The following is a 26339-nucleotide window of genomic DNA, read 5'->3' on the forward strand; positions in this document are numbered from 1 at the left end:
TTTGCTTGAGTCACGCCGCGATGGCGGACCCAGCGAGTTTTGAATAATAAGCGGCTTCTGCCTCAGCAGGTGGAATGTTGCCGATGGGGCCGAAGAGCCGACGATTGTTGAACCAGTCGACCCATTCGAGCGTCGCAATTTCAACGGCCTGCGGATTGCGCCATGGTCCGAGGCGATGGATCACCTCTGCCTTGTACAAGCCGTTGATCGTTTCCGCCAGTGCGTTATCGTAGGAGTCGCCCACGCTGCCCACTGACGGCTCAATGCCAGCCTCGACCAGCCGATCCGTATAGCGGATCGATACGTATTGCACGCCGCGGTCGCTGTGATGTATCAACCCGTCCTGCTGCGCCGGCTGTCGCTCGTACAAGGCCTGCTCCAGTGCGTCCAGAACGAAGTCCGTGCGCGCCGAGCTCGACACACGCCAGCCGACAATGCGTCGGGCGAACACGTCAATGATGAACGCGACATAGACGAAGCCCTGCCAGCTCGATACATAGGTAAAATCTGACACCCACAGCGCATTGGGCCGTTCGGCCGTGAATTGCCGGTTCACGAGATCCTTCGGGCACGGCGTCGAACCATCGCTCACTGTCGTGCGTACCGTCTTGCCCCGTACCACACCGCGCAGGCCCATCTGCTTCATCAGCCGCTCGACCGTGCAGCGCGCCGCGACAATGCCTTCCCGCTTCAATTGCGTCCAGACCTTGTCTGCGCCATACACCTGGAAATTTTCTTCCCACACGCGCCGGATCTCATCCTTGAGCATCCTGTCGCGCTGGGCCCGCGGCGGCACCAGGCCTGGATTGACGCGGCGGGCCACATGCGTGTAGTACGTCGACGGGGCAATTGGCAGCACCCTGCAGATCGGCTCGACCCCGTAGACGTGCCGGTGATCATCGATGAACGTGATCATCACTTCGGTCGGCGGTCGAGCTCCGCCTGTGCGAAATATGCTGACGCCTTGCGCAGGATTTCATTAACCTGGCGCAGCTCACGGTTCTCCCGCTCCAGTTCCTTGAGCCGATCCTGCTCCTGCGTGCTTGTGCCCGGGCGCAAACCCCGATCCCGCTCTTCCTTGCGCACCCAGCTACGCAGCGTTTCACCCGAGCAGCCAAATTTCGCTGCGATCGACGCGATCACTTTCCATTGCGATTCGCGGTCGCCCTGGTGTTCCAGCACCATTCGCACAGCCCGCTCACGAACTTCCGGCGAGTACCTTGGGGACTTCTTCTTGATGTTTTCCATAGCTCCATTTTCTCAAGAAGTGGGGCCTCCGGAAATCCCCTCAGGATTACCCATAAGTCGCTCGCGACTGTGCGATTGAAGGGCGATGGCTTGTAAACGGTGACGACCGATGTTAACTTTGATCCGGTTCGTGATCTGTGATGTCGGGCATTGTCGGACACATCTGACCTTGATGATTGGGCAAATGAAGAGTTTGGCGCCGCCGAGCTCGGCGACGCTCGCCTGACCAGACGGCTCGTGACGCTGGCACGCAAGCTTTCGTTGGGCCCACATTGCTCTTTTCCGCAGTCGTTCAATGGTTCGGAGCTGAAGGCGGCATATCGTTTTTTCGACAACCCGCACGTGGATGTCGATGGCGTGCTGGGTGGGCACATCGGTCAAACGCTGTGTCGTATGCAACAGGTGCCAGTCGTCCTTGCTGTTCAGGACACCACCGAGTTCAATTTGTCTCATCTGCGGGCAACCGAAGGTCTGGGATATGGCTCCGATCCACATGTGCGTGGTTTCCTGATACACAGTCTGCTTGCGCTCACGCCAGAGGGGCTGCCACTCGGGGTGATCGGGATGAAGACCTGGATACGCAGGCACGAGGAGTTGGGCAAGAAACATCTGCGTGGGCAACGAACCGTACAACAGAAAGAGAGCGCGAAATGGCTCGAAGGCATCGAGCAACTGGGCGTACTCAAGACGCACTGTCCGTGCACGCATGTCATCGGCGTGAGCGACCGTGAAGGCGATGTCTATGACGTGTTCCTGGCGCAGCGGCCTGCCGGTGTCGACTGGTTGGTGCGCGCGTCGTGGAACCGACGCGTTGCTCACCCCGATCGATATTTGTGGGAAACCGTGCTGGCCTCGCCAGTGCTTGGAGAGGCGCAACTGCAGGTGCCTGCACGCGAAAACCGCCAGGCACGCACCGCACGGCTGGTTGTGCGCTGCATGCCCGTACGCCTTCGTCCGCCGCAAAATCGTCGTCGCGAGAAGCTTCCCGAAATTGAAGTGTTTGCAATTCATGCACAGGAAACGAACTTGGACGAAGGAGCAGAGCCATTGGAATGGCTTCTACTGACTTCGGTGCCTACGCAAACACACGCAGAGGCCCTCGAGCGTCTTGCATGGTATGCGCGCCGATGGACGATTGAATCGTGGCATCGTGTGCTTAAAAGTGGCTGTCGCATTGAAGCCCGCCAATTTGGCAATCTCGATCGATTCGTCCGCGCCACCGCATTGTTCGCCGTCGTAAGCTGGAGGATCCTGTACTCCATGTTGCTTGCCAGGCTTGATGGCAACCTGCCATGCGAAGTATTGCTGCAGCCAATCGAGTGGCGAGCCCTCTACTGTCGTACGCATGGCAGTACCGAAATACCTGATAAACCGCCGTCACTCGCGCAGGTCATCTTGTGGATCGCCAGACTCGGCGGATATCTCGCTCGAAAGCATGATCGTCCACCTGGTCCTACCGTCATCTGGCGTGGATTTCTTGTCCTGCACGAAATCACGATGATGTACCGAATATTCAGGCAAAACGAATAGCACCATCACATTACTTGTGGGTAATCCTGAGGGAAATCCCGGGCCGGTTCAGTTTGAACGCCTCTTGCAACTCAGCAGACAGCCCGCCAGGTCGACGAGTTGCGTCAACGGTCGTCGCTATCGCGACCCGCAGACGCCGGCCGAGGCGGGTTGACGGTCATGGCGTCACCAGTCAGTACCCAGGCCCGCTGGCTGGGTGCGAACCGCGGTGCCAGCAAACCGTCATTGATTTCGCGCGTCACGGCAAAGCGACGGAACGAAGTCGCCGGTAAGAACAGGCGGGAATTGTCCGGGAACCCATCGCTGGCAGTATCCACGTCTCCCTCGCGTGCCGATATGACGCCGTCGCCATTGGTATCGACCCGTCTGACTTCGGCCACATAGGCGTCGTACAAGCGCTGCGGGAATGGCGTGCCCGGCTCGAACGATGCCACTCGCACATAGGTGTCCAGGTAAATTTCGTGGGCCAGCCCGCTCGGGATGAAGCGCTGACGGTATTCCCGCTGGTTATCGACGTCCGCGTCGAATCGGTCGGGGTCGCGCGGACCCGCACCACCCAGCGGAGCCGCATTGTTCGGATCGTCACCATAGTCGATCGGACTGTTCTTCACGCCTGCCGGTCCAGAGCCCGGAATCAGTGACGAGAGCGCGCCAAGTTTGCCCGCCTCAAAGGTACCGGGGATACCGCCGGTAAAAGGCAACTCGTAGAGTGGATGGATCCAGTTGGTCGTGTAATTGAATTCCCAGTAGCCGTGACAATCAGACTGCTGCATGCAGTTAATCGCCCCCATGCTTAGCTGGATCGGCACGATATTGGTCTGGCGGTCGGGGAAGTGATCAGAAGCGTCGGGGAAATGCGGTGCCCTGCCATCCATTGTGAATAGCCGGCCTGGCACGTTGTTGTGTGTGCCCATCGCATGCAAGGCGGCCGCGTCCGCGGTTGTCATGGTGCCGAACTCGGCGTGCCCGTCGGGTCGGGGTGGTGCGATATCCGGCACGTGCAAATCGTGGATCATCCAGCCCTCGTACCAACCGCTTTCGTTGTTAATCACAAACAGATATGAGAGGTCGGTAAATACATCGATAAAGGCGCGAACGTTGTTCGGATCAGTGGGCAGCCCAGGCTTCGGTTCGACCACAACGCGCACGGCACCGATGGTTGGCAAGCCGCAGTCGGCGCCACTTGCCGTCAGCATCGCCTTGTCGTTGATGCCGGGGAATCGTGCCGTGAACGGATTGGGTTCGAATCCTACTGTGGACAGCAGGTAATACTGGAACAACTGGCTCGGTTTGTCGGCCTCGGCATAGGCCTGAATCGGCAAATAGGTATGGGGCCGCTCGGCTATCCTTTGGAGGAGATCCTGCAGCGGATCCGGCAGGTGCGCGATGTCGCCGCGCTGACGCACCAGCGCGCCGTCAGCGGCACCGTTCGGATTCGGATGGCAAGGTGGTGGCGGCTGTTCCGCGCATGCCTGGCCTGCGGCCAACGCGCTGATGAAGGCGGCAGCGGACAGACTGGCAGCTCGAGAAGCCAGTGGTCTGAAGCTGCGGGGCTTGAATAGCGATTTCATGATTGCTCCTGAGGTTGACCCGCTTCGACGGACGGATCTGCAGTTAGGTATTGATGTGTGGCTTAACCTCCTTTGAAAGTTGAGTCGCGGGTTGTCCATGGCCGGGCAGCGGGTCGCCTGTCTCGACCATGACGCTGCCTCGCGGTGGGCAACCCGCGAGGCGATGTGACTGGGTGAAATCGGCAAATCGGATGCCGCGAGAGAAGTGTCGAGTAAACGGGTTGGAGGAAGAGATATTCCGGGCGCAGCTAAAGAATGCAGCGGCAGTCATGCCTGTCGGATCCATTGCGCGTACTAGCCGCAACATCCGGCTGTATTCGCGCACTACCTTAAGGCAGGCTGAAGGAGTCGCCCTTCGTCGTTGCCGCAGCAGCAAAGTTGCGTCAAGTTGCAGGCGTAACGGCATCGCCGTCGTTTGATCGCGCCACGCCGCCCTCGGAAGGCGGATGTCGTCCAATAGCGCATTTGCGCGCGCGGTGAAATCCGGACTTGCTTGTCCCGCGATTCATTTTCGTCGCACCGCCAGAGCGGACGCTCAACATGGGTTGTTACGGCCGTGCAACCAATGACCGCGATGGCCGTTCATGTCGCTCAGCGCGGGATGTCGGATGATCGCTGTTCCAGAGTAAGCTGCCGTTGAGGTGACGGAGCTTCGACCGGTTGAATCCGCCGTCGGGTGCCGCCGATCGCCGTCCTTTCCACTCCGCCGTAAAATAGCTTCGCATGTGACAGCGGAGAGTACAAGGCGCTATGAAAATCCGTACGCGGTTCGTCACCGCAATATTGGCGGTGCTCGTCGCCATCGCGGTGCTCTTTATCCCGTTGCCGCAGCGAATCGGGTTCGACACGCGCATCGTTTCGCTTGCGTCGATACAACGCCCTCCCACGGTCGTGTTCGATGAGGTCGGTCGGAATCCGTGGACGCCAACGGGTTAAGCAGCGATTTTACTCAAATGGAATCGCTGCGTGAAAGCGGCCGGCGACAGATAGTCCAGGCGTTCCTGTGTTCGCTGCCGGTTGTAAAAAATTTCGATGTATTCCGTGATTTCTTTGCGGGCCTGGTCGCGGGTCGAAAACTTGCGATGATAGACGAGTTCATCTTTCAATGAGCCCCAGAACGATTCAATGGGTGCGCTATCAAAACAATTTCCACGTCTACTCATTGATGCCTGCATGCCGAACTGTTTGAGGAGCTTCTGATAGGCGTGGGCGCAGTACTGGGCTGCCGCGATCCGTGTGCTGTATCAGACCGGCCGGTGGTCGGTGCGACGCGACAGCACGAAACAGCGCCTGCATTACCAGCTGTTTTGTCATGCGCTCGCTCATAGCATAGCCGACGATCTCTCCGCTATACAGATCCTTGAGGCCGGCCAGATACAGCCATCCCTCATCGGTCGCGATGTAGGTAATGTCACCGCACCAGGCTTGATTCGGAGCGCTTGCACTGAAGTCCTGGTCCAGAATATTGGGTGCGACTGGTAGGTCGTGCATCGAATTGGTCGTCGCTTTGAACTTGCGCTTTTGTTTGCAACGCAGACCAAGCTTTGCCCGCAATCGCTTGATGCGGTGAACGCCAATCTGGACGCCGTGGTTCGCCAGGTCCTTCTGTAGCCGTTCCGGGCCAAAGGTTTCTCGAGTACGCTCGTGAGCCGCACGCACCTGCGCTTCGAGCCGAGGCTCTTGCTGATCGTGCAACGACAGCGGCCGTTTGCGCCAGGCGTAGTAGCCACTGGTGGACACGCCAAGGAATCGACACATCGGCGGCACGGGGTACTGCTGTCGCATCTGCTCAATTACGCCGTACTTCATCGCGACTCCTTCGCGAAGTACGTTGCAAACTTTTTTAACAGATCGCGCTCCATCTTCACTTCTGCCAACTCTCGCCTGACCCGGCCCAGCTCCGCCTCGATCTCTGTCTGTGGTTTCTGAGTTTGCCCGACGTTCTCCAGCTTGCCGTCCTTTGCGGCACGAACCCAGTTCGCCAACGTCTTCATCGAAATCGACAATCGACGCGCCGCTTCGGACACGCTGACGCCGTCAGTCATTGCTAGCTTTACTGCTTCTTCACGAAATTCCTTCGTGTACACGGCTTTGGGGATTCGTTTCATCTATGCCTCCATTCCTTAATTTTACGGAATGTTGGCGTCCATTTTTTCAGCCTACCTCACCCAGATCGACGCTGCCGAACGCAGACCGACGACGCCGGCAAACATCCACCCAACCGGCCTGCACGCAATCACAAGCAAATGTAGGGCAGTTCTGGCCGGATGGCCAGCGGATCATGGGCGAGCGAAAGACGGATTTGACCGCTGTAAGCGGCGCTTTTTACAGCATTTTTTCTTGCGAGGCATACGCAGCAATACCTACACTTGGGGCTAGCTTGATGAGAGTCGGAGGGGGTCATGGTGAAGCACGGCGCAGCAGCGAAGAAATCGGTGGATGTCACTTATGTTGGTCGCGGCATGGGACGCATCGTTCTGCGTCGCTTCGATCCAGAGCGTGATTCATTTGATGAGTTAACCGCAATGTTGCATCGTGCTTTCGCCCGACTCGGTGCAATGGGGCTCAATTGCACCTGTACAGACCAACCGGTTTCGGTCACCAAGGCACGCGCGACACGCGGCGATTGCTATGTCGTGGTGTGTGACGGACGTCTGATCGGCACTGTGACGCTCCATGCGCCGGATCGCTATTCGCCGTGCGAACTGTATCGGAACGCAGACATCGCCAGCATGCGACAGTTCGGCGTCGATCCGGCGTGGCAGACGCGGGGTATCGGGACGCTGCTGCTGGCCTTTGCAGATCATTGGGCGGCGACGCGGGGTTATGCGGAACTGGCGCTAGACACGCCACAGCCCGCTACGCATCTGCTTGCGTTTTACCGCAGCCACGGCTTCCGTATCGCGGACTTCATGAGGTTCGACGGCAAACGCTACGACAGCGCAATCCTACGCAAGCCCGCGATTGCCGCACGCACCCTTGCGACCTGGTCGCGCCGGCTCGAACTGCCGCGCTATGCCGTAGCCTGTGTAGCATGACCCTGCGGAAGAACCTGACCCGATCGCTGAGCAGTTGATCACAACGGCGATGCATGAGAGGTGGCGCCCACTAGCGGCGTTGGCCAGAAGTGCGCCTTTCCAGACGGCTGCAACACGAAACATCAAAGTTGTGTAAAGGCGCGGTCATGGTGCGTCGGATTGATACAGCGTTTACGTTGCATGCTCGCCTCTTGTTTCTTTCGATACGGCGACCGACATAGACTTTGAACCAGTTGAACGACGATGAAGCGAGATGCGCCGGAGCGAAACGACAACGTTAAGGTTGACAGTGACTACAGTGATAGCGTGCATTGCGGTCGCGCTTTCGCCGGGCAATTCCGCACACGCGGCCGACGCATCGCCGGCTTCCGGTCCATTGGCTGCCGTCAGTGGCACGGCCGGCTCAGATCCGACTCCTTCATGGGCCGACATTGCATCGATGCTGCGCAGCCGGTTCCACGTTACGCGTAACGACTCGGATCAGATTGCTCAAGCCGTTCTGAGCGCAGCTAGCCGTTATGCGATTGCGCCCGTTCTCCTGCTCGCCATCATTGCGACAGAATCGGGATTCGACCGTCACGCGATCAGCGCGGCTGGTGCGAAAGGCCTCATGCAGGTTCTGCCGACCGCCCATCCGCAGGTGGTCGCGCTGAACAAGGACTTGTCCGACCCCGCCGAGAACGTGCGCGTCGGCTCTTCGATCCTTCGTGGTTATCTCGACGCGACGCAAGGCGATCTGAATCTGGCATTAATGCGCTACAGCGGTGGCAGCAAGGGCTACGCGCGTCGCGTCGCGCTCAGTATGCGGCAGTTCGCGATCGGTCTGCGCAGGGGGTGAGCCCCTTTCCCGCGCTGCTCGACCTGCATTTACACGATTTCCAGGCGGGGCGCCGGATTGTCTCCCTAGGCGTCAGAATGATCTGACACATGCGTAACGCGGCTTCGTTGTTCGCAGACCGTGGGCCGTAGCCGGTGGGTTGTCGTGCCAACCGCTGCGCGGTGGCACTTCGCTACCGCACCGCGATCGGGGTTATGTGCAATTACTGCAATCGCGTCTTCAACTCGTTCGCGAGCTGGCGAATCGCGGCTTTTGTCTCCGCATCTTCGGCGAGCGCGTTCAGCAAACCGAAGTCGTGGATGGTGCCGTCATAACGGGTCGTCGCGGCTTCGTTACCCGCTGCGTCGAGCTTGCGGCCGTAGGCTTCACCCTCGTCGCTCAGCACGTCGAACTGCGCAACCTGAATCAGCGCAGGCGGCAGGCCCTTCAACTGATCCACCGAGGCACGCAACGGCGACGCGTAGATCTCGTTACGCTGGGCCTGATCCGTCGTGTAGGCATCCCAGAACCATTTCATCATGGGGCGCGTCAGGAAGTGGCCCTCCGCATAGGCGTTGTAGGATCCATCATTGAAATTGTTATCCGTCACCGGCCACATCAAGCCCTGGAAGCGGATCGCCGGGCCCTGCTTGTTCTTCGCCATCAGGCTGACGACCGCGGCCATGTTGCCGCCCACGCTGTTGCCGACCACCGCGAGGCGGCTACCATCCACGCCGATTTCTCCGCCATGGGCGGCAACCCACTTCGTGGCGGCATAGGCCTGATTGATCGCGACCGGGTAATGCGCCTCCGGCGACGGCGTGTAGTTCACAAACACCGCCACTGCGCCGGATTGCACAACGAGGTCGCGCACCAGACGCTCGTGCGTCTGGAAATCGCCGAGAATCCAGCCGCCGCCGTGGAAGAACATGAACACCGGCAGGGTGCCCGTCGCCCCTTTAGGACGGACGACGGTCAACGGCACGGTGATGCCGTCCTGCTCGATGGTCTTGCTGGATACGTCGATTCCGGACAGATCGACCTTCACGCCGTTCTGCGCGTCGACCAGCACCTGACGCGCCTTCGCTGGCGGCAGTGTGTTGAGGGCGGGTCCCGTGCCGCTGTTCAGCGCCTGAAGGAACTGGCTTGTTACGTGGTCGGGCGTAGCGGGCGCAGCGGAGTTCGCCGCGACTGCACACGTAGTGCTGGCAGCAAGGGTGACGGCAACCAGCAGGGGCTTGAATGATTTCATGGCGGATGCTTTCTTAAGATCGGGTTAGAGGATGGTCGTAACGAATTGGATCAAACGAGGGTGAGCGTGACGTCGATGTTGCCGCGCGTAGCGTTGGAGTACGGGCAGACGATATGAGCATTCTCGACCAGGACCTGCGCCGCTGCGCGCTCCATGCCGGGCAGCGCGATCTTCAGTTCGACCTCGATGCCGAAGCCGTTCGGGAGGGCGCCGATGCCGACGCTGCCGTCAATCGAGACATCTGCCGGGATGGCGATCTTGTCGCGGGCAGCGACGAACTTCATCGCGCCGAGAAAGCACGCGCTGTAGCCGGCGGCGAACAGCTGTTCGGGATTGGCGCCTTCACCGCCTGCCCCGCCCAGTTCCCTCGGGGTGGTGAGCCTGAAGTCGAGCTTGCCTTCAGGGACGACGGCACGGCCGTCGCGACCGCCTGTGGCGTGGGCGTGAGCGCGATAGAGAACCTTTTCGAGTGACATGGTCAAGTCCCAATACAAAGATGTGGTAGAGGAAATAGTTGACTGTGGGCGTTACGCGCGGCCGCCATCGGTCAATGCGCGGGCGGCGATCACGCCGGATGGTACAAAAACGCCAATGAGTTTCATGTTCATGGTCGTTGATTCGCCGACATGCATCTACCACTAGATAGATAAATAGGCGAGGAGAGATATGATGTCCTCGCTTTCCGTCTAACCTAGTCTATCTATGCAAAGATAGATAGACGGCCAATTAAAGAGGTGAATCACCACCTCACCATACAGCTTTACTGCACTACCGCTTTACCGCACTTACTTTCAAGGTAGCCTCGATATCTTCGAGCCGGGCCCTCGTCTTAAACAACCGGCTTGCCAGTACACTGCCCTGATAAGCCGCGAAGAGGGCGCGCGCGGCACTTTCCGGTTTGCCGTTGACCGTCAGCGTACGCTCCTGCGCACCTTGCGCGAGCACTTTCGCCAGCCAGCTTTCGTTGGCCTTGAAAAAAGCCTGTATCGCATGCCGGATGTTGTCCGGCAGCGATTCGATGTCGGCCGCGAGCATGCCGCACAGACAAATCTGATTGCCGTCCCCCAGGGTCCTGCCAAACAACTTCGTGTACTTGCTGAGCTTCGCATCGGCCGGCAACGCAGCGTCGATTGCCTTGACGGTATTGAGTACTTCGCTGCTGTACTCATTGACCGCTTCAAGTACCAAATCGTCCTTCGACGGGAAGTAGTAGTGGATACTCGACGTCTTCACACCGACCAGTTCCGACAGGTCGCGGTAGCTAAAGCCGTTGTAACCGCGGAGCATAATCAGTGTGATCGCGTGGTCGAGAATCTGCTCGCGTACTGTTGATGTCGTGTCCATAGGCTTAACTTTATCTACTGATAGGTAGTTAGTCAAGTGGGATTTCCGACTGTGTTGTTTTCAGAGCTCGATGGGTCGGAAAGGCCACGTGCCCGCGCCTTGCGATCTCTTGCATGCTGACACCGCGCCGCCGCGTGTATCAATCCGGGCCAATGCGCTAGCGCGGCAGCGTCTGCTCGTACATGTATCGGCGCGACCACGGCAGCGTCGCCGCGCTGCGCCCGGCCTTGCGGCAGACGATCTGGTAGATCGAGACGTCGTCGTGCTCAAACGCGTAGGCGCAACCCGCCAGATAGACGCGCCAGATGCGGAACTTCACTTCATCGACGAGCTTTCTGGCCTGCTCGGCTTGCGCCTCGAAGTTCCCGCTCCAGGTGTTGAGCGTGCGGGCATAGTGTCGCCTCAGGTTCTCGATGTCGACCGCCTCCAGTCCGCCGCTCTGCAGCGCCTCGAGCGCGACACTGATGTTCGGTAGTTCGCCGTCCGGAAACATGTATCGGTCGATGAACCCGCTACCGCCGAGGCTGGTCTCGCGACTGTCCGCGCCGGTGGAGGTTATCCCATGGTTCATCGCGATGCCGTCGTCGGTGAGCAACGCGCGGATCCGAGAGAAATAGTCAGGCAGATTCCTGCAGCCGACGTGCTCGAACATGCCGACACTCGTGATGCGGTCGAACTGGCCTTCGACGTCGCGATAGTCCTGCAGGCGGATCTCGATGCGATCCTCGAGTCCGGCTGCTTTCACGCGCGCAGCGGCGAGATCGAACTGGCTCTGCGAAAGCGTGATACCTACACAGCGCGCGCCGAACTTCTGGGCCGCGCGCAGCACGAGCGCGCCCCAGCCGCAGCCGATGTCGAGCAGGCGCTGTCCGGGTTGCAACTGGATCTTGGTGAGGATGTGGTCGATCTTCTTGAGTTGGGCGGCGGCGAGGTCTTCGTCGCCGTTCTCGAAGTACGCGCACGAGTAGACCATGTTTTCGTCGAGCCACAGTTGGTAGAACTCGTTCGAGACATCGTAGTGATATTGGATTGCCCGCTTGTCGGACCGCCTCGTGTGACTCATGGCGCGCATGGCGCGCACAGCAGAGAGGGTGTTCGTCACAGTGCTACGGGCGAGCGCATAGCCGATGTCGATGATGTCCGTGAGTTTGCCTTCGATATCGATCTTGCCGTTCACGTAGGCCTCGCCGAGATTGTCGAGACTCGGATCGAGGAGCAACGGCAACGCGGATGCGCTCCTGACGTTCAGCGTGACATGAGGCTCGGCGAACGTCCCAAAATCGAAGTGCTCACCATTCCACAGCACAAGGCGCGCTGGAAGGTTTGACGTCGACCGTATTTCCTCCGACCAGTGGGCCAGTTTTTTTCCCCAAAGCATCAAAAATTCTCCTTTTTCCGTTGTAGCGATTTCTGCCTGGCTGCCGATCGGACACCGGGCGTGAAGAGGCGAGTCCGCGGGTGCCGCATGCGAGCCGGGCGCCGCCTGCCCATGCGACGCGAGCAGTCTGGACACTCGGCGCCCCGATCCGCTGCCCGTCCGATCGGCGGAGATCGAGGGAGCAGAAGCCGGCCCGTGTAGTCTAGGACGCGTGGTTTGGGGACCGCTATACCGGTTGCGCAAAGCAGATTTTCGAAGATGGTGAATTGTCGAGAGGCGGCGTCTGTGCGTCATGGCGGTGCCCAGCGCGCAAAACAGTATTCTGGAAAAGGGACTTCCGGGGCGCACGGGCTGCCCTTTACCGTACTTGTCCCGCAATCGGCCGGATGAAGAGGGATGCGCACCGCGCGGTTGCGTGCGCGCGTTGCTACTGCCTTAGCATATTCCAGCAACACTGAACGTCACAAGGAGCGTATGAGTCTGTGCAAGTCCCTCCGTGAGAGATATGTCCTCCTCGCGTCGCTTTGCTCGATCGCGCTGTTTTCGAATAGCGCACCGGCCCAGACCGCACCGCCCGCGGTCAAGGCGCGCGCCTGGGTCTTAATGGACTCGTCGAGCAATCAGATCCTCGCCTCGCAGGACGCCGAGGCGCGCATGGAGCCTGCGTCGCTCACGAAAATCATGACGGCGTATCTGGTCTTTCAGGCGCTGCAGGACAATAAAATCCGCATGGACGAAACGGTGTTGCCCAGCGATGCCGTTCGTTCCGTCGGCAAGGACGAATCGAGGATGTTCATCGAGGCGAGCAGGCCGGTGTCCGTTCACGATCTGCTCTACGGGTTGATTGTAGAGTCCGGCAACGATGCCGCGATTGCACTGGCGGAAATCGTGGGCGGCACGCAATCGCATTTCGTCGACATGATGAATGCCCAGGCCCAGGCGCTAGGGATGAGCCACACGCACTTTGCGGATGTCAACGGCATGCCTGAACCGAATCACTACACGACGGCAGGCGATCTGGCGATTCTCGCGATGCGCCTGATTCACGATTTTCCGCAGAACTATCCAATTTTTTCGGTCAGGACGTTCAGCTACGACAACATCCGACAGCTAAACCGTAATCGCTTGCTCTGGCTCGATCCGACTGTCGACGGTCTCAAGACCGGACATACCGATGCCGCCGGGTATTGCCTGATCGCCAGCGCCCTGCGGCCCGTACCTGGCGCCCCCGGTATGACGCGGCGTGTCATCAGTGTCGTGATGGGCGACCCGACAGCATCCGACCGTGTGCGCGACAGCCTGAAAATGCTCGACTTCGCCTACGATGCGTTCGAGGAAGTCGCGTTCTACAAGGCCGGTCAGGCGGTCGAGACGTCCCGCCTCTACGAGGGCACGTCGTTGAGCGTCAGGGTGGGCGTGGTGAAGGACCTGATGCTGACTGTGCCCGCCGGTCAGGATCGCGGCGTCAAGCCGAAGGTCTCAATCGTGTCACCGCTCGTCGCGCCGCTCGCCGTGGACCAGAAGGTGGGGAACGTCGAACTCGTCTCAACGGACGGCCGGGTTCTCGCACAGGCGCCGCTTGTCGCGCTCGACGCAGTTCCACAGGCCGGACTCCTTGCGCGAGCGTGGGACTTCATGCTGCTGCACCTCAATCGGCCCGGCTGACGGGATCGGGGCCCGGCTCGCGGCGTCCTGCGCCAGCATGCCAAGCGACGGCGTCCGTGCGCGGACGCCCGCCGGCGCGCGGCCTGCGTTGTCCGTCCTCGTCAGCCGCCGGTGACAGGCGGGAAAAACGCGACTTCGCTGTCCTGACGCACGACGAACGTGCCAGCGACCAACTCGTGGTTGACCGCGGTACGCACCGGGCGGCCCTCGCTCAGGGCGTCGGCTATCCGTGCGTTGCGCGAGGCGAGTCTCGCCCGGAGTGCGTCCACCGTCAGATGCGGCGCATCGATATCGACGATTTCGTGCTGGATGCCAATTCGTTCGCGAATGCTCGCGAAATACTTGATGGTGAGTTTCATCGTTGCATTCCTGTTGCGTGGGCGGTGGGGCAACGCTAAGTCAGCCCCCTCCGCATCATGGCCTGCTCGTCGCGCGTTCTGGCTTCGACCCACTCGGCAGAGCCGTCGCGGCGAACCTCTTTCTTCCAGAACGGCGTATGTACATTCAGAAAGTCCATCACGAACTCGCGCGCCTTCAACGCGGCCGCGCGATTCGGCGCGGCCACGACCACAACCACGACCACGACGGCATGACCGAGCGCGACGCGGCCGATCCGGTGAACGACCTTCACCGCATCCACCTTCCAGCGTGCAACGGCCTCTTCGACAATGCTCCATAGCGGCTGTTCCGTCATGCCGGGATAGCGTTCAAGCTCGAGTGCGACGACGTCGTCGAACTCGCCGCTGTTGCGCACGAGCCCGATGAAGCTGACCACCGCGCCCACGTTCGCGTTGCGCATATCGGCGCGAAGTTGGCCTGAACGTCGATCGGCTGGTGCTCTACCCGCACTCCGCACCCCGCGGCGATGCCCGCGCGCGGCGTCACGTCTTCGCCATGTTCGCGGGGCGCCGCGACATCGTGCAGGGCAGCCGGGGCGCGCGTGGGATGCGTCATGAAGTCTTCTTCTCCAGGGACGTTTTGTGAGGCGCGCTGCTGGCGGTCTGCCGCCGACCAGCGACATGCGGACCGTGGGCAAGACCTGCCCGAATCCGGCTTGCGCCGGATCGCGCACGGCTCCGGGTAACCGGTCGTCTCGCGCGCCAGCGCGCACGCACGGCCGCGGCCAGTTGCACTACCGGCACGGCGTCGCCGAGCCACGGCTTGAGGTGGGCCCCTGCGTAGCGAAGAGGGAGGGGTAGAGGTGGCCGTCGGCGGACACCCGTGCGCGCGAGCACGCACCCGCAGAACGGCTGCGAGATGCTCGCGATGAACCTGACTTCGCGGCGACCGTGCGTGTGCCGGTAGTTGACGGCAGTGGCCGCTTCCTGCCCGTCCTCGAGCGGGACGAGCGGGAATTCGGATTCAACGACGGCCCGGATTTCGCGTGCCGTGAGCACCGTCTCGTTCGACCAGGCGCTCGCGCCACCGACGTCCATGTATTCGATTAAGCGCACAGCGACATCCCTATTCCTGAAGGCGCACGCGCGGCAGAATCTCGCTGTCGTTGACGCCGCGCTCGATTACTGCATTCACCTTGACCGGGGCGAGTCCGACCGCGCAGGCAGGCCTGCTCGATGCCGTCGAGAATGCGCGACACGGATAGCGCGACGTCGCTCATGCGGCGGAACAAGGCGTCATCGACGGCGTCGAGGTTCACCGTGACGCGGCCGAGGCCTGCATCGCGAAGGGCGCGCGCCCGGGCCGCGACCAACGAGCCGTTCGTCGTCATCGCGATGCCCGTCGGCTTGCCGCTGACTGTCGTAAGACGTGCGAGCTGTTCAATGAGCGATTCGAGTCCGCGCCGCAGGAGCGGTTCGCCGCCGGTGATGCAAATCTTTTCGACGCCGAGCGACGAGAATGCTCCCGCGACTTTCTCCATCTGATCGAACGACAGACGCTCGGACGCGCGCAGGGACGGGTAATCGGCATCGAAGACGTCGCGCGGCATGCAGTAGGCGCAGCGAAAGTTGCACTGGTCGATGACGGAAAGACGCACACTGCGCAACGGGCGCGCAAGCGTGTCGAGAACGGCGTCGTGGCCGGTCTGCTCTGGGGTACGGCGGCGTCGGCGATGGGGGACTCGGCGATGGCGTTCACGATCTCTTCGAGAGTCCGTAGCTGGCGACAAGGGTAGGGCATCGGGCTTCACTGCACTGGCCTCCAAAGCCGGACGATGCCCGCGAACAAGTTGCGCTTAGGATAGTGCGCCAGCCTTCCGCCCCGAATGCACAGTCCGCGTCTGATTAAAGCAGTACGTTGCGCGAGCGCGGCCGGCTTGCCGGGCTTCATGCGCATGCCGCACAGAACGAAGGAAGCTCCGAGCGACGTCAACGCGCTGCGGGCCATGTCGCGCTCGCCGACTGACGCGCCGCCCGTCATCACGATCAGGTCGGACTGCGCACGAAATGCGCGTAGGGTCGCGTGGATTGCACGAGCGCGAGCCTCCTCGCGGCCGTGGTACGAGGTGCGCTGGTGGCTTCGTCGAGCGCTTCTGCGGACACTGGCGTGCCGAAGGGTCGCTTGCCGGTGACGCTTCGCCCGCGGCGACACTAAGAAAAATGCCTTGCGCACGGTGTCCGCGCGCAAGGCGGTGTTGACGGAGCGCGGTGGCCGCCTAGTGCTTCACCAGCATCACCTTGCCGCGGAACAGATAGTATTGGTAGAGATTGTAGCCGACCATGATCGGGAAGACGGTGCCGATGCCGAAGAGCATGAAAGTGAGCGTCGCGCTATCCGAGGCGGCGGCGGCAACGGTCAGCTGGCCCGGCACGATGTACGGGAACAGGCTGATGGCGAGCCCCGCGAACGAGATCACGAAGAGCAGCGTCGCCCCCACGAACGGGCCGTGTTCGCCACGCATGTGGATCGCGTAAAGCACATACAGGAACGCCAGCGCAGCGAGCACCGCAAGCGCGATCAGTAGATGGAAGACGCCCTGTTCCTGCCAGCGCGTCACGCCGACCGGGCTCAGCTTCAGCGTCGCGAACGAAACCACGAGGGCGGCGGCCACGGTCGTGAAGACGGAAACGATGGCGTAGCGGCGCGCCGAGCTCTCGAGTCCGCCCGTGGTCTTCTTCACGAGCCAGGTCGCGCCGAGCAGGCAATAGCCGGATACGACGCCGATCGCCGTGACCGCCACGAAGCCGAGGCTCGAGGCGCCCGGCACGAAGCCGGTAAGAATCCTGCCGAGCACGATGCCCTGCGAGACCGCGGCGAGCAGGCTGCCGATGCCGAAAACGCGGTCCCACACGGTCTTGCTCGAGTGGGCCGCGTGACGGAACTCGATGGCCGCGCCACGCATGACGAAGCTCGCGATCAGCACCATCACGGGGACGTAGAGATCAGAGAGGATCATCGCATAGGCTGCCGGAAAGGCGCCAAAGAGGGCGCCGCCGAGCACGACGAGCCAGGTTTCGTTGGCGTCCCAGACGTGGCCGATGGACTGGACCATGAGGTCGCGGTCGCTCTGGCGGCGCTGCAGCAGCGTAAGCACGCCCACGCCGAGGTCAAAGCCGTCCGTGACGACGTAGAGCACGAGCATCAGGCCGATGAGCCCGAACCATGCGTGATTCAATAGGTCCTGGGTTGATGCGGGGGTCATGATGACTTCCTGTAAGGTGAAAGCGAATTGGGGAGACGGCGCAGATCAATAGTCGACGGCGTGCGCAACGGCCTGGCGTGCGGGCCCGGCCGGCGGCATCAGGTCGAGATCGGGACCTTGACGCAGCCAGCGCCGGGCGAACACGAAGAACGACACGATCAGGATGACGAACAAGGCGCAGAACATGATCATGCTGCCCAAAACGGTGCCGGCCGGAATGGCGGAGGCGGCATGCTCGGTGCGCAGCAGACCGTAGACGAGCCACGGCTGGCGGCCCACCTCGCGCACGATCCAGCCGCATTCGACGGCAATGTATGGCAGCGGGATCGCCAGCACCCAGGCGAGCAGCAGCTTGCGCTGCGCAAGCAGCTTGTCGAGGTGGCGGCCCGACTTGCGCAATGCGTAGAGGGTCCAGAACGCGAGCACCATGAACAGGAAGCCGATCCCTGCCATGACGCGAAACGCGTAGTAAAGCAGCGGGATCATCGGCGGCTGATTCTGGACGGGAATGTCTTTCAGACCCGTGACCTGACCGTGCAGGCTGTGCGTGCCGAGAACGCTCAGCAGGCCGGGCACTTCAAGCGACCAGTCGTTGCGTTGTTTGGCGGCATCCGGCCACGCAAGGAGCGACCAGCTAGCACCGGTGCCGGGTGCGTTCGTTTCCCAGTGGCCCTCGATCGCGGCGCCCTTGGCCGGCTGCGTTTTGAAGACGTCGACGCCACTCGAATCGCCGAGCCAGATCTGCACGGGCGCGACGAATACCAACAGCAGGAGGGCCAGCTTGAACGAGCGGACAAAGAACGCCGGATCGCGACGCTTGATCAGGTAGTATGCCGAGATGCCGGCGATCACGACGAGGCCCGTTTCGAGTGCGGCGAACCACATGTGCGACGCGCCCCAAGGCATGTCCGGACTGAAGATCGCCTTGAGGTAGTCGGTGACGACGAGCTTGCCGTCCACCACGGTCACGCCGCTCGGCGTTTGCAGCCACGAGTTCGCGACCATGATCCAGAAAGCGGAGAGGGACGAGCCGAACGCGACCATCGCGGTGGCGAACAGGTGCACGCCTTTGGGCACGCGACCCCATCCGAGCATCATGATGCCGACGAAGCCCGCCTCCAGCATGAACGCCATGGCCCCCTCGAAGCCGAGGATATTGCCGAAGAACTGGCCGGTGTATTGGGAGAACGGTCCCCAGTTCGTGCCGAACTCCAATTCCAGGGGAATGCCGCTCACGACGCCGACGGCGAAGTTCAGCAGCAGCAGCTTGCTCCAGAACCGCGCGTGGCGGTACCAGACGACGTCGCTCGTCTTGACCCAAAGGATTTCGACGACGAGCAGAAAGGCGGACAGGCTGATCGTGAGGATCGGCCAGAGTATGTGGAAGATCGCGGTCAAGGCGAACTGACCGCGGGCCAGATTCAGGGCTTCGATAGACATGGTGATTACCAGGTGATTAGAGAACAGGGAAGCGCGCGACTCGACGCGACAGTGGGCAATCAGAACGCAGGCAGCACGGGCGGCTCGGATGAACGGTGCAGCAACACGGGAATCGACTTCGAGGTCGGGGTGTTGCAGACGTCGCCCACGCTCGACAGCGGAACGAGCGGATTCGTCTCCGGGTAGTACGCCCCGATGCAGCCGCGCGGAATGTCGTATTCGACGAGGCGGAAGTAGTCCGCACGGCGTTCGATGCCGTCATCCCAGACCGTGGTCATGTCGACCCAGTCGCCGTTCCTGAAACCGAGCAAGGCTACGTCGGTCGGGTTGATGAAAACGACGCGTCGCTGGCCGAAGACGCCGCGATAGCGATCGTCGAGCGCGTAGACCGTCGTGTTGTACTGGTCGTGAGAGCGCGTGGTCATCAGCGTCATCAGGCGTTCGCCGTGAATTGCCTTCGCACGGGCGATCGGCGTGTCCTGCTGCACGGCGTGCACGACGAAGTTCGCTTTGCCGGTCGAGGTCTTCCAGTCGCGCTCGCGCGAGGCGACGCGCAGATGGAAGCCGCCCGGGTGCTGGATGCGCTCGTTGTACCGGTCGAAGCCCTCGATGGCCTGCTCGATGGCGTCGCGGAGCTTCGCGTAGTCGCGGGCATACGCGAGCCAGTCCACCTTCTCGTCGCCGAGCGTGGCGTGCGCGATATTCGCGACGATTGCCGTCTCGGACATCAGGTTCGGCGAGGCGGGCTTGTTCATGCCATACGATATGTGCACCATGCTCATCGAGTCTTCGACCGTGACGCCCTGAGCGATGCCGCTTTGCACGTCGATCTCGGTGCGGCCGAGCGTCGGCAGGATCAGCGCATTGGCACCGTGCACAAGATGGCTGCGGTTGAGCTTGGTCGTGATGTGGACCGTGAGGTCGCAGGAACGCAGGCCGTCGAAGGTGCGACGCGTGTCCGGGGTCGCCATGGCGAAGTTGCCGCCCAGCCCCATGAACACCTTCACTTTGCCTTCGATCATGTGCTCGACCGTCTCGACGACGTCGAGACCATGCTCGCGCGGTGGATCGAAGTCGAACACCTTGCCCAGCCGGTCAAGGAAGGCCTGCGTGGGCTTGTCCTCGATGCCCACGGTCCGGTTGCCCTGCACGTTCGAGTGGCCGCGCACGGGACACAGGCCGGCGCCCTCACGGCCGATATTGCCGCGCATCATCAGCAGATTCGAGAGCATGTGCACGGTCTGCACCGAATGCTTGTGCTGCGTAATGCCCATGCCCCAGGTGGCGATCACACGCTTGCCGTTGGCATAGATGCGCGCGAGACCTTCGACGTCTTCGCGGGCGACGCCGGACTGCGCTTCGAGAAGCGGCCAGCTCTCGTTGCGCAGGTCGTCGGCGAACGCGCCGAAGCCGAGGGTGTGCTGGTTGATGAAGTCGAGATCGAGCACGCGTTCCGTGCGGTTTTCAAGCGCCTCGTCGTCGAGCTCGATGAGATGCTTGGCCACGCCCTTGATGAGCGCGAAGTCTCCGCCCAGTTTCGGCTGAATGAACGTCGAGGCGATCTTCGTGCTGCTGAAGGTCAGCATTTCGACCGGGTGCTGGGGGCTCGCGAAGCGTTCGAGACCGCGTTCGCGCAGCGGATTCACCGACACAATCGTGGCGCCGCGGCGCGACGCTTCACGCAGTTCGCCCAGCATGCGCGGATGGTTCGTGGCCGGGTTTTGCCCGAAGACGATAATGGTGTCCGCCAGTTCGAAGTCGTCGAGCGTGACCGTGCCCTTGCCTACACCCACCGTCGTCGGCAGACCGCGGCTGGTTGCTTCGTGGCACATATTCGAGCAGTCGGGGAAGTTGTTCGTGCCGTACATGCGCACGAACAGCTGGTAGAGGAACGCGGCCTCGTTGCTCGCGCGTCCCGACGTGTAGAACGCGGCTTCGTCCGGCGAATCCAGCTGGTTGAGATGCCTTGCAATGAGCGCGAAGGCGTCGTCCCAGGCTATGGGCCGGTAGCGGTCCGTGCGGGCGTCGTACACCATCGGGTCGGTGAGCCGGCCGTGCTGCTCGAGTTCGTAATCGGTTTGCTTCATGAGCGATTCGACCGTGTTCGCCTCGAAAGACGCCGGTGTGACGCGCTTGGTCGTGGCTTCGGCCGCGACGGCCTTCACGCCGTTCTCGCAGAATTCGAATGTCGACGCGTGCTGGCGATCGGGCCACGCGCAGCCGGGGCAATCGAAGCCGTCCGGCTGGTTCTGCTTGAACAGGGTACGATAGTTGCTGCCGGCAACGCGCTCCTTGATCAGATTGATGGCGACGTACTTCAGTGCGCCCCAGCCGGCGGCGGGGTGGTGATACGCCTCGATTTTGCCTTTTTGCTTTGCCTTGTCCATGCCCTTGGCTCCGTTGACTTCGCGCGGGCCCCGGTCTTTTTTCGACAGAGCCGCATACTGCGATTGATTGGCGTAAGCGTAAAAGCAAAGGCCGCGTTCACGAGTGCACAGAATCCCCCGACTTGCTAAAGTACAGTTCGCCGAGTGGCAGCACAGTCGAAGCGCTGTGCTGCGTGCGGCGTTCAGGGGAAGGACTGTGAACCTTTATGAAAGGCTCGCCGACGACATCGAAAATCTGATTCGTAAAGGCGTGTATCGGCCCGGCGACCGGGTGCCATCCGTTCGACAGGCGAGCCAGCAGCACCGCATCAGCATCACGACGGTGATTCGCGCGTATCTGTTGCTGGAAAGCCGGGGAATGCTGGAAAGCCGCCCCCAGTCAGGCTACTTTGTGAGCCTGCGCGCGCAAGAAGGCGACCGCTCCGCGCACGGGTTGTGCCCGACACGACCGATTGCCGTGTCTGCTTCCGTCGACGTGGGCCGGCTCGTGCTCTCGACGCTGCGCTCGATCAGTGTCGACCGCGCCGTGCCGCTCGGCTCGCCCTATCCCGATCCCGAGCTCTTTCCGTTCGAGAAGCTCAATCGCTATGCGTGGGCGGTCGGCCGCAACAAGGCGCTGTGGGGAGTGACGAACGGCTTGCCGCCCGGCAGCCCCGACCTCCTGCGGCAAATTGCCCGGCGCTACCTCGAGAACGGCATGACCGTCGATCCGAACGAGATCATCGTGACGGTAGGCGCAACGGAGGCCATCAATCTGTGCCTGCAGGCCGTCGCCAAGGCGGGCGACGTCGTTGCGGTCGAATCACCGACCTTCTACGCGATGCTCCACGCCATCGAGCGTTCGGGCATGAAGGCGATCGAGGTGGCGACGCACCCGGAGTACGGCATCGACATCGACGAGCTCGCGCGCATCATCGACTCGCAGCCGATTGCCGCCTGCATGGTGATGCCGAACTTCCAGAATCCGCTCGGTTTTCAGATGCCGGACGAGCGCAAGCGCGCGCTCGTGGAACTGCTTGCCGGCGCGGACGTTCCGATCATCGAAAACGGCGTCTGCAACGAGCTGTACTTCGGCAAATCGCATCCGAGCACGCTGAAGTCGTTTGACAAAAAAGGAATGGTGCTGCACTGCGCGTCATTTTCGAAGAGTCTCACGGCGGCTTACCGCATCGGCTGGGCGCTGCCCGGGCGCTATCGCGACCAGGTAGAGAAGCTGAAATTCCTGAACACGCTGACTACCCCGGTCATTCCACAACTGGCAATTGCGGAATATCTCGAGCGCGACGGCTATGAGCACCACTTGCGGCGCGTGCGCAGGAACTACGCGCAACAGGCCAGTCTGATGAGAGCGATGGTCACGCGCTTCTTTCCTGTCGGCACGCGCATATCGAGCCCGGCGGGAGGCTACGTGTTGTGGGTCGAGCTGCCTTCGAAGGTCGACTCGATGATGCTCTACAAGCTTTTGCTCGAAAAGCGCATTACGATCGGCCCCGGCTACATGTTCTCGGTATCGGACAGCTACCGGAATTTCATCCGCCTCAACTACAGCAGCCCCTGGTCGACCGAAATCGAGCAGGCTGTCATCACGGTCGGCAAGCTGGCGACGGCGTGCGCGCGCTGAGGCAGGCTGCCAGGCACGCTAAGGCCTCTGAAAGCGGCCGGTCTCGTCGGCTTTATCATCGCACCGGAGAAAAGGGGAGCGGGTTCGCCACACCGACCGAGCGGACATGGCCCATCGTTCGAAGCACACCACGGCGCGTGGCACGCTGGTTTCGCCATCAAAGGGCTAGACATGAGATGTTCTCCGCATCTGGACGTTAGCTAAGCTCGTAGCACGGGCCGGGCTGGATCGCGGGCGGCACTTCCTCGTCGCTCAGTTCGAGCACGGCGCGTTCGATGTTGCGCGTCATGGCATCGAGTGCCAGGCTGTTCGGCGCGAGGCCGAAGGGCTCCGCGATTTCGCTCGCGATGGCTTCCAGCGCGAGCAAGGTGTAGGACACGAATACGCAGATGAGCGGCGTGGCAAAGCCAATTGAGTCGATGAGACCGAAGGGGAGCAGGGCGCAGTACGCGTAGACGGTTCGATGGAGCAGAACGCCGTAGGCGAAGGGAATCGGCGTCGCGTGGATCCGCTCGCATCCGCCGACGGCCGCGCCGAGTTCGTCGAGCGGCCTGTCGAGCATCCAGAGGTGCATGTCGGCCAGCACGCCCGCGCGATTGAGCGCGGCGAGACGCTTACGCGCTTCGTCGAGCAGCAGCATTGGCGTGAAGAGGCGGCCGCGAAGCTCCGAGGCCTGTGCGGTGCCGAGCAGCTTCGCAAGGTCGGCTGACGGGTCCGAGTGACGGAGTTGATGCTTGAGCGCATAGGCGAATGCGATCAAGAGGCGAACGAAAGCGGCGTTGTCGAACAGGGCGCTGTCGCCGGGCACGTAGCGGCGGACCTGCGAGGTGAGCGTACGCGCGGCGATGAGCAGGGTGCCCCAAAGGCGGCGTGCTTCCCAATAGCGCTCATAGCTGGCGCTGTTGCGAAACGCGAGGAAGATCGTCAACGCGACACCGCACAGCGTGAAGGGCGTCGTATTCAACGGAATCTTTTCGCCGAAGATGCGGCCGTGCGTGCACATGGCCAGCACGCTCACGAGCGTCATGAGCGCCAGTTGCGGAAGGATTGCCTTAAGGACAGATCCGTGCCACACAAAGAGCATGCGAAACCAGTTGGGCGCCGGGCGGACGATCATGACGGAGATAACGTATGGGCAGTCAAAAGGGGCGTTTCACTCTCTGTGAGAGGGTGAATCACGGTGCAGGACGTGTTTGCCTGCTGCTCGCGGGTGCATAGCAGGAGATTAAATGCGATCGACTGCAGGCTTGAGATACATTTTGGCGGCTTCGTCAGGGGTACAGTTCCGACAGTTGTATGTGCCTGCAGAGGCATCCTGGCAATCGTCAGCGGTTCTTCAGCCTGGCGCTATTGGTATCGTTTTTCCATGGCAACACCTTATACGAGTGAAGGTGTTGCACTTCAACTTTGAGAACGCGCAGCCTTTGCCGCTTGTCGCCATTCTTCAAGGAAAAACTGGAAGCCGCCCAGTTGCTGCGCGAGGTAGCCGCCCGTGGCCATCGATTCCGGTGCGCGACGATCTCCGGTAGGCGGGTACTCGTCAGAAAAATTGGCTGTACGAAACACGATGTCCCAGATCGGAAACACAGCGCCGTAATTGCAGGAGTTTCGCCCCGCCGCCCGCAGGCCGTGATGCAGCCTGTGAAAGCGCGGCGAGACAATCAACCGGTCGCCGAGCCAGCCGAACGAAAGCTTGATATTCGCATGGCTCAGGCTTTCGATGAAGCGCATGATCAGGAACAGCAGCGGAAATTGCAGCGGGGGAATGCCGATCGCGAGACCAACGGCGCCGAACCAGACGCCGGCGACCAGTTCATCGAGCACATGGTTGCGGTCATCCGACCAGAAACTCATCTGCCGCTGCGCATGGTGCAATGCATGAAGTGCGTACGCGCTGCGAGATGAATGCGACAGGCGGTGACGCCAATAGTCGGTACAGTCGAGTATCAACGCATACGCAATGAAGGTGATGACCGGATGCCCGAGAAGCGGTGGTATAAGCCTCTCGAGCGTCGGCGGTATGTAGCCGTGCGCGATCACAAAACCGTACACCCATACCTGTACCTGATAAAACAGCAGGAAACTAAAGACAGGCAATACGCCGACCCGGTTTAAAATCGTATAGAACGCGTCGATCACCACGGCTTTCCGGTTTTCCCAGCGCTCGATCGGAAAGAACACTTCGAGCGGCCAGCACACTGCGTACGTGACGATCACCGCGAATAGGCCGTAGACGCCGACAAGCGCCCAGTCGAACGACAACTCCTCCCAGTCCATCCAGCCGAAGTGATACAGCACCGGCAGAATGAGATGCGTGTCGATTTCACCGGCCAGCATACTGAACCACCTGTCGAGAAATACAAGCATGATGCGCCCTACAGGTTTTCAGCTGTAACGAAACCAGGCCGGGTCATTTGAGTGCTGAGAAAGATGCCGTGCGGCGAGCGCCCCACGTCGATGGTTTCGTAGTTGCCACTGGCCGGATCGAGCACGGCGACCTGTTCACGGAAACGCAGCGTCACCCATAGCTTGCCGTCGGGTGCAACGCTGATATCGTCTGGCCCCCCAGCGTGAAGCGGATACGTGCGAAGCAGCTCAAGCGTGGCGGAGTCGAGCGCTGCCAGCGAGCCTCCGACACGGTTCGTGACGTAAAGCGTCCTGCGGTCCGGCGTGAGGAAGACATTGTGTGGACCGACACCGGTCTTGACCCGCCGCAGCACGTTACCCGTTACTGGGTCGACCTCCGCCACATGGTCGCTGCCCATCACGCAGACCAGCACCTTGCCGTTGTGCCAAAGCACGCCGGCGGGCGTTGAGCCGAGTTCCGACTTCCAGCGGATCGTCATATTCGTCAGGTCGAACGACACGAGCGTGCCAGACTCCTGCATCGAATTGAAGCTCCACCGCGAGTCCGGCGAGAAGCCCAGATGGCTTGGCATCTCGCCGGGCGAGAAGCGCTTGACCAGCGTCAGGTCATCGGACCGGTACACGTCGACGTAGTTGATCCGCAGTGCGTTGATGACGAGGTAACGTTGATCGGGTGTAAAGCCGAGCTGATAGGGATCGGCAATGACTTTGTGGCCAAGCGACGTGCCGTTGCGCGGGTCGACTATGAACAGCGCATTGCCGCTGGCGTCGGCGATATAGAGCTTGCTTCTATCCGGTGAAAGGGCCCAGTGGCTGGGCTCACGCATTGTCGGCAAGGTTCGGACAACTTTGCGCGACGCCATGTCGATCACCGAGACGCTGGCTTCGCCGGAGTTCATCACAATCGCGATAGAAGGGGAGGCCGCATTGGCGAGGCTCGAGCGAAGGGCGAGAAATGGCGACAGGCCGAGACCCAGCGGAACGGCGAAGCCACCGCCAAGCAGCGCGCGACGTGAAAGCTTCATGGAATAGGGCATTTCGGAATTAGATTGCGCAATGATGCTCAAAGCTCAACGAGTG

General features: G+C 61.3%; 19 protein-coding genes, 3 pseudogenes and 1 other annotated feature. Of the genes and pseudogenes, 5 read left to right on the plus strand and 17 right to left on the minus strand.

Translation table 11 applies throughout. The annotated features are described in order from the left end of the window. Nucleotides 1–10 precede the first annotated feature (10 nt). Nucleotides 11–1248 (minus strand): IS3 family transposase gene (locus OKW28_RS25785; protein ID WP_429449962.1). Its coding sequence is split into 2 segments (ribosomal slippage): nt 11–945 and nt 945–1248, totalling 1239 coding nucleotides; the frame shifts between segments, so codons are not numbered across the junction. Continuing rightward, nucleotides 842–958 (minus strand) — a sequence feature (AL1L pseudoknot). Its footprint overlaps the gene before it by 117 nt. A gap of 150 nt (nt 1249–1398) precedes the next feature. Here OKW28_RS25785 and OKW28_RS25790 point away from each other — a divergent pair. After that, nucleotides 1399–2778 carry an IS4 family transposase gene (locus OKW28_RS25790; RefSeq protein WP_429443705.1) on the plus strand — a complete coding sequence of 460 codons (1380 nt, stop codon included), beginning with the start codon at nt 1399–1401 and terminating at the stop codon, nt 2776–2778. 104 nt (nt 2779–2882) lie between these two features. Here OKW28_RS25790 and OKW28_RS25795 read toward each other — a convergent pair whose 3' ends face one another. Both OKW28_RS25795 and OKW28_RS25800 read right to left on the minus strand, forming a co-directional pair. Continuing rightward, the gene (locus tag OKW28_RS25795) at nt 2883–4349 is read right to left on the minus strand and encodes a hypothetical protein (protein ID WP_429449964.1); all 1467 of its coding nucleotides are present in this window, start codon (nt 4347–4349) and stop codon (nt 2883–2885) included. Nucleotides 4350–5281: 932 nt separating this feature from the next. Next, nucleotides 5282–6457, minus strand: a pseudogene (locus OKW28_RS25800) (IS3 family transposase). Between the two features lie 294 nt (nt 6458–6751). On the opposite strand from OKW28_RS25800, the gene OKW28_RS25805 reads away from it, so the two are divergent. Next, nucleotides 6752–7387, plus strand: a complete 636-nt coding sequence (locus tag OKW28_RS25805) for a GNAT family N-acetyltransferase (protein WP_429449967.1) — start codon at nt 6752–6754, stop codon at nt 7385–7387. Between the two features lie 289 nt (nt 7388–7676). Beyond that, the gene (locus tag OKW28_RS25810) at nt 7677–8225 is read left to right on the plus strand and encodes a transglycosylase SLT domain-containing protein (protein ID WP_429449969.1); all 549 of its coding nucleotides are present in this window, start codon (nt 7677–7679) and stop codon (nt 8223–8225) included. Nucleotides 8226–8427: 202 nt separating this feature from the next. Here OKW28_RS25810 and OKW28_RS25815 read toward each other — a convergent pair whose 3' ends face one another. The 4 genes from OKW28_RS25815 to OKW28_RS25830 all read right to left on the minus strand — a co-directional run bounded on the left by OKW28_RS25815 (nt 8428) and on the right by OKW28_RS25830 (nt 12178). Continuing rightward, nucleotides 8428–9456 carry an alpha/beta hydrolase gene (locus OKW28_RS25815; protein ID WP_429449971.1) on the minus strand — a complete coding sequence of 343 codons (1029 nt, stop codon included), beginning with the start codon at nt 9454–9456 and terminating at the stop codon, nt 8428–8430. Between the two features lie 50 nt (nt 9457–9506). Beyond that, nucleotides 9507–9932, minus strand: coding sequence for an organic hydroperoxide resistance protein (locus OKW28_RS25820; protein WP_429449973.1), 426 nt, complete (start codon nt 9930–9932; stop codon nt 9507–9509). Between the two features lie 292 nt (nt 9933–10224). Further along, on the minus strand, nt 10225–10800 hold the full coding sequence (locus tag OKW28_RS25825; protein ID WP_429449975.1) for a TetR/AcrR family transcriptional regulator: 576 nt from the start codon (nt 10798–10800) through the stop codon (nt 10225–10227). A gap of 157 nt (nt 10801–10957) precedes the next feature. Continuing rightward, nucleotides 10958–12178, minus strand: a complete 1221-nt coding sequence (locus tag OKW28_RS25830; RefSeq protein WP_429449977.1) for a class I SAM-dependent methyltransferase — start codon at nt 12176–12178, stop codon at nt 10958–10960. A gap of 474 nt (nt 12179–12652) precedes the next feature. On the opposite strand from OKW28_RS25830, the gene OKW28_RS25835 reads away from it, so the two are divergent. Beyond that, nucleotides 12653–13843, plus strand: a complete 1191-nt coding sequence (locus OKW28_RS25835; protein ID WP_429449979.1) for a D-alanyl-D-alanine carboxypeptidase family protein — start codon at nt 12653–12655, stop codon at nt 13841–13843. A 101-nt stretch (nt 13844–13944) separates the two neighbouring features. On the opposite strand, the gene moaD is transcribed toward OKW28_RS25835, so the two are convergent. The 7 genes and pseudogenes from moaD to OKW28_RS25870 all read right to left on the minus strand — a co-directional run bounded on the left by moaD (nt 13945) and on the right by OKW28_RS25870 (nt 21271). After that, entirely contained in the window at nt 13945–14202 is a 258-nt protein-coding gene (moaD, locus tag OKW28_RS25840; RefSeq protein ID WP_429449981.1) for a molybdopterin converting factor subunit 1, read from the minus strand. 35 nt (nt 14203–14237) lie between these two features. After that, nucleotides 14238–14797: pseudogene (locus OKW28_RS25845) on the minus strand (molybdenum cofactor biosynthesis protein MoaE). Nucleotides 14798–14846: 49 nt separating this feature from the next. Then, nucleotides 14847–15982: pseudogene (gene moaA, locus OKW28_RS25850) on the minus strand (GTP 3',8-cyclase MoaA); the annotation flags it as partial. Nucleotides 15983–15988: 6 nt separating this feature from the next. Then, on the minus strand, nt 15989–16414 hold the full coding sequence (locus OKW28_RS25855) for a molybdopterin-binding protein (RefSeq protein ID WP_429449983.1): 426 nt from the start codon (nt 16412–16414) through the stop codon (nt 15989–15991). Nucleotides 16415–16457: 43 nt separating this feature from the next. After that, the gene (gene cydB / locus OKW28_RS25860; RefSeq protein WP_429449985.1) at nt 16458–17444 is read right to left on the minus strand and encodes a cytochrome d ubiquinol oxidase subunit II; all 987 of its coding nucleotides are present in this window, start codon (nt 17442–17444) and stop codon (nt 16458–16460) included. A 45-nt stretch (nt 17445–17489) separates the two neighbouring features. Further along, nucleotides 17490–18884, minus strand: coding sequence for a cytochrome ubiquinol oxidase subunit I (locus OKW28_RS25865; RefSeq protein WP_429449986.1), 1395 nt, complete (start codon nt 18882–18884; stop codon nt 17490–17492). Nucleotides 18885–18943: 59 nt separating this feature from the next. After that, entirely contained in the window at nt 18944–21271 is a 2328-nt protein-coding gene (locus OKW28_RS25870) for an FdhF/YdeP family oxidoreductase (RefSeq protein WP_429449988.1), read from the minus strand. A 196-nt stretch (nt 21272–21467) separates the two neighbouring features. Here OKW28_RS25870 and OKW28_RS25875 point away from each other — a divergent pair, with 196 nt between their 5' ends. Further along, nucleotides 21468–22892, plus strand: coding sequence for a PLP-dependent aminotransferase family protein (locus OKW28_RS25875; protein ID WP_429449989.1), 1425 nt, complete (start codon nt 21468–21470; stop codon nt 22890–22892). A gap of 196 nt (nt 22893–23088) precedes the next feature. On the opposite strand, the gene OKW28_RS25880 is transcribed toward OKW28_RS25875, so the two are convergent. From OKW28_RS25880 to OKW28_RS25890, 3 genes are all read right to left on the minus strand, one after another. Beyond that, nucleotides 23089–24009, minus strand: a complete 921-nt coding sequence (locus OKW28_RS25880; RefSeq protein ID WP_429449991.1) for a bestrophin family protein — start codon at nt 24007–24009, stop codon at nt 23089–23091. Nucleotides 24010–24293: 284 nt separating this feature from the next. Further along, nucleotides 24294–25229 (minus strand): sterol desaturase family protein, encoded by a 936-nt coding sequence (locus OKW28_RS25885; protein WP_429449993.1) that lies wholly within the window; start codon nt 25227–25229, stop codon nt 24294–24296. A gap of 38 nt (nt 25230–25267) precedes the next feature. Beyond that, nucleotides 25268–26284: a YncE family protein gene (locus tag OKW28_RS25890; protein ID WP_429449995.1), complete on the minus strand. Its 1017-nt coding sequence runs from the start codon at nt 26282–26284 to the stop codon at nt 25268–25270. Nucleotides 26285–26339 lie beyond the last annotated feature (55 nt).

Source organism: Paraburkholderia sp. 40, from assembly GCF_050434105.1.
Classification (GTDB): domain Bacteria; phylum Pseudomonadota; class Gammaproteobacteria; order Burkholderiales; family Burkholderiaceae; genus Paraburkholderia; species Paraburkholderia tuberum.

Excerpts from the sequence above, each read along its gene's own strand:
- OKW28_RS25795 (WP_429449964.1), bottom strand. The coding sequence starts at position 4,349 with ATGAAATCGCTATTCAAGCCCCGCAGCTTCAGACCACTGGCTTCTCGA.
- OKW28_RS25885 (WP_429449993.1), bottom strand. The coding sequence starts at position 25,229 with ATGCTGGCCGGTGAAATCGACACGCATCTCATTCTGCCGGTGCTGTAT.
- OKW28_RS25880 (WP_429449991.1), bottom strand. The coding sequence starts at position 24,009 with ATGATCGTCCGCCCGGCGCCCAACTGGTTTCGCATGCTCTTTGTGTGG.
- OKW28_RS25830 (WP_429449977.1), bottom strand. The coding sequence starts at position 12,178 with ATGCTTTGGGGAAAAAAACTGGCCCACTGGTCGGAGGAAATACGGTCG.
- OKW28_RS25870 (WP_429449988.1), bottom strand. The coding sequence starts at position 21,271 with ATGGACAAGGCAAAGCAAAAAGGCAAAATCGAGGCGTATCACCACCCC.
- moaD (WP_429449981.1), bottom strand. The coding sequence starts at position 14,202 with ATGAAACTCACCATCAAGTATTTCGCGAGCATTCGCGAACGAATTGGC.
- OKW28_RS25835 (WP_429449979.1), top strand. The coding sequence starts at position 12,653 with ATGAGTCTGTGCAAGTCCCTCCGTGAGAGATATGTCCTCCTCGCGTCG.
- OKW28_RS25865 (WP_429449986.1), bottom strand. The coding sequence starts at position 18,884 with ATGTCTATCGAAGCCCTGAATCTGGCCCGCGGTCAGTTCGCCTTGACC.
- OKW28_RS25890 (WP_429449995.1), bottom strand. The coding sequence starts at position 26,284 with ATGAAGCTTTCACGTCGCGCGCTGCTTGGCGGTGGCTTCGCCGTTCCG.
- OKW28_RS25815 (WP_429449971.1), bottom strand. The coding sequence starts at position 9,456 with ATGAAATCATTCAAGCCCCTGCTGGTTGCCGTCACCCTTGCTGCCAGC.
- OKW28_RS25825 (WP_429449975.1), bottom strand. The coding sequence starts at position 10,800 with ATGGACACGACATCAACAGTACGCGAGCAGATTCTCGACCACGCGATC.
- cydB (WP_429449985.1), bottom strand. The coding sequence starts at position 17,444 with ATGACCCCCGCATCAACCCAGGACCTATTGAATCACGCATGGTTCGGG.
- OKW28_RS25805 (WP_429449967.1), top strand. The coding sequence starts at position 6,752 with ATGGTGAAGCACGGCGCAGCAGCGAAGAAATCGGTGGATGTCACTTAT.
- OKW28_RS25820 (WP_429449973.1), bottom strand. The coding sequence starts at position 9,932 with ATGTCACTCGAAAAGGTTCTCTATCGCGCTCACGCCCACGCCACAGGC.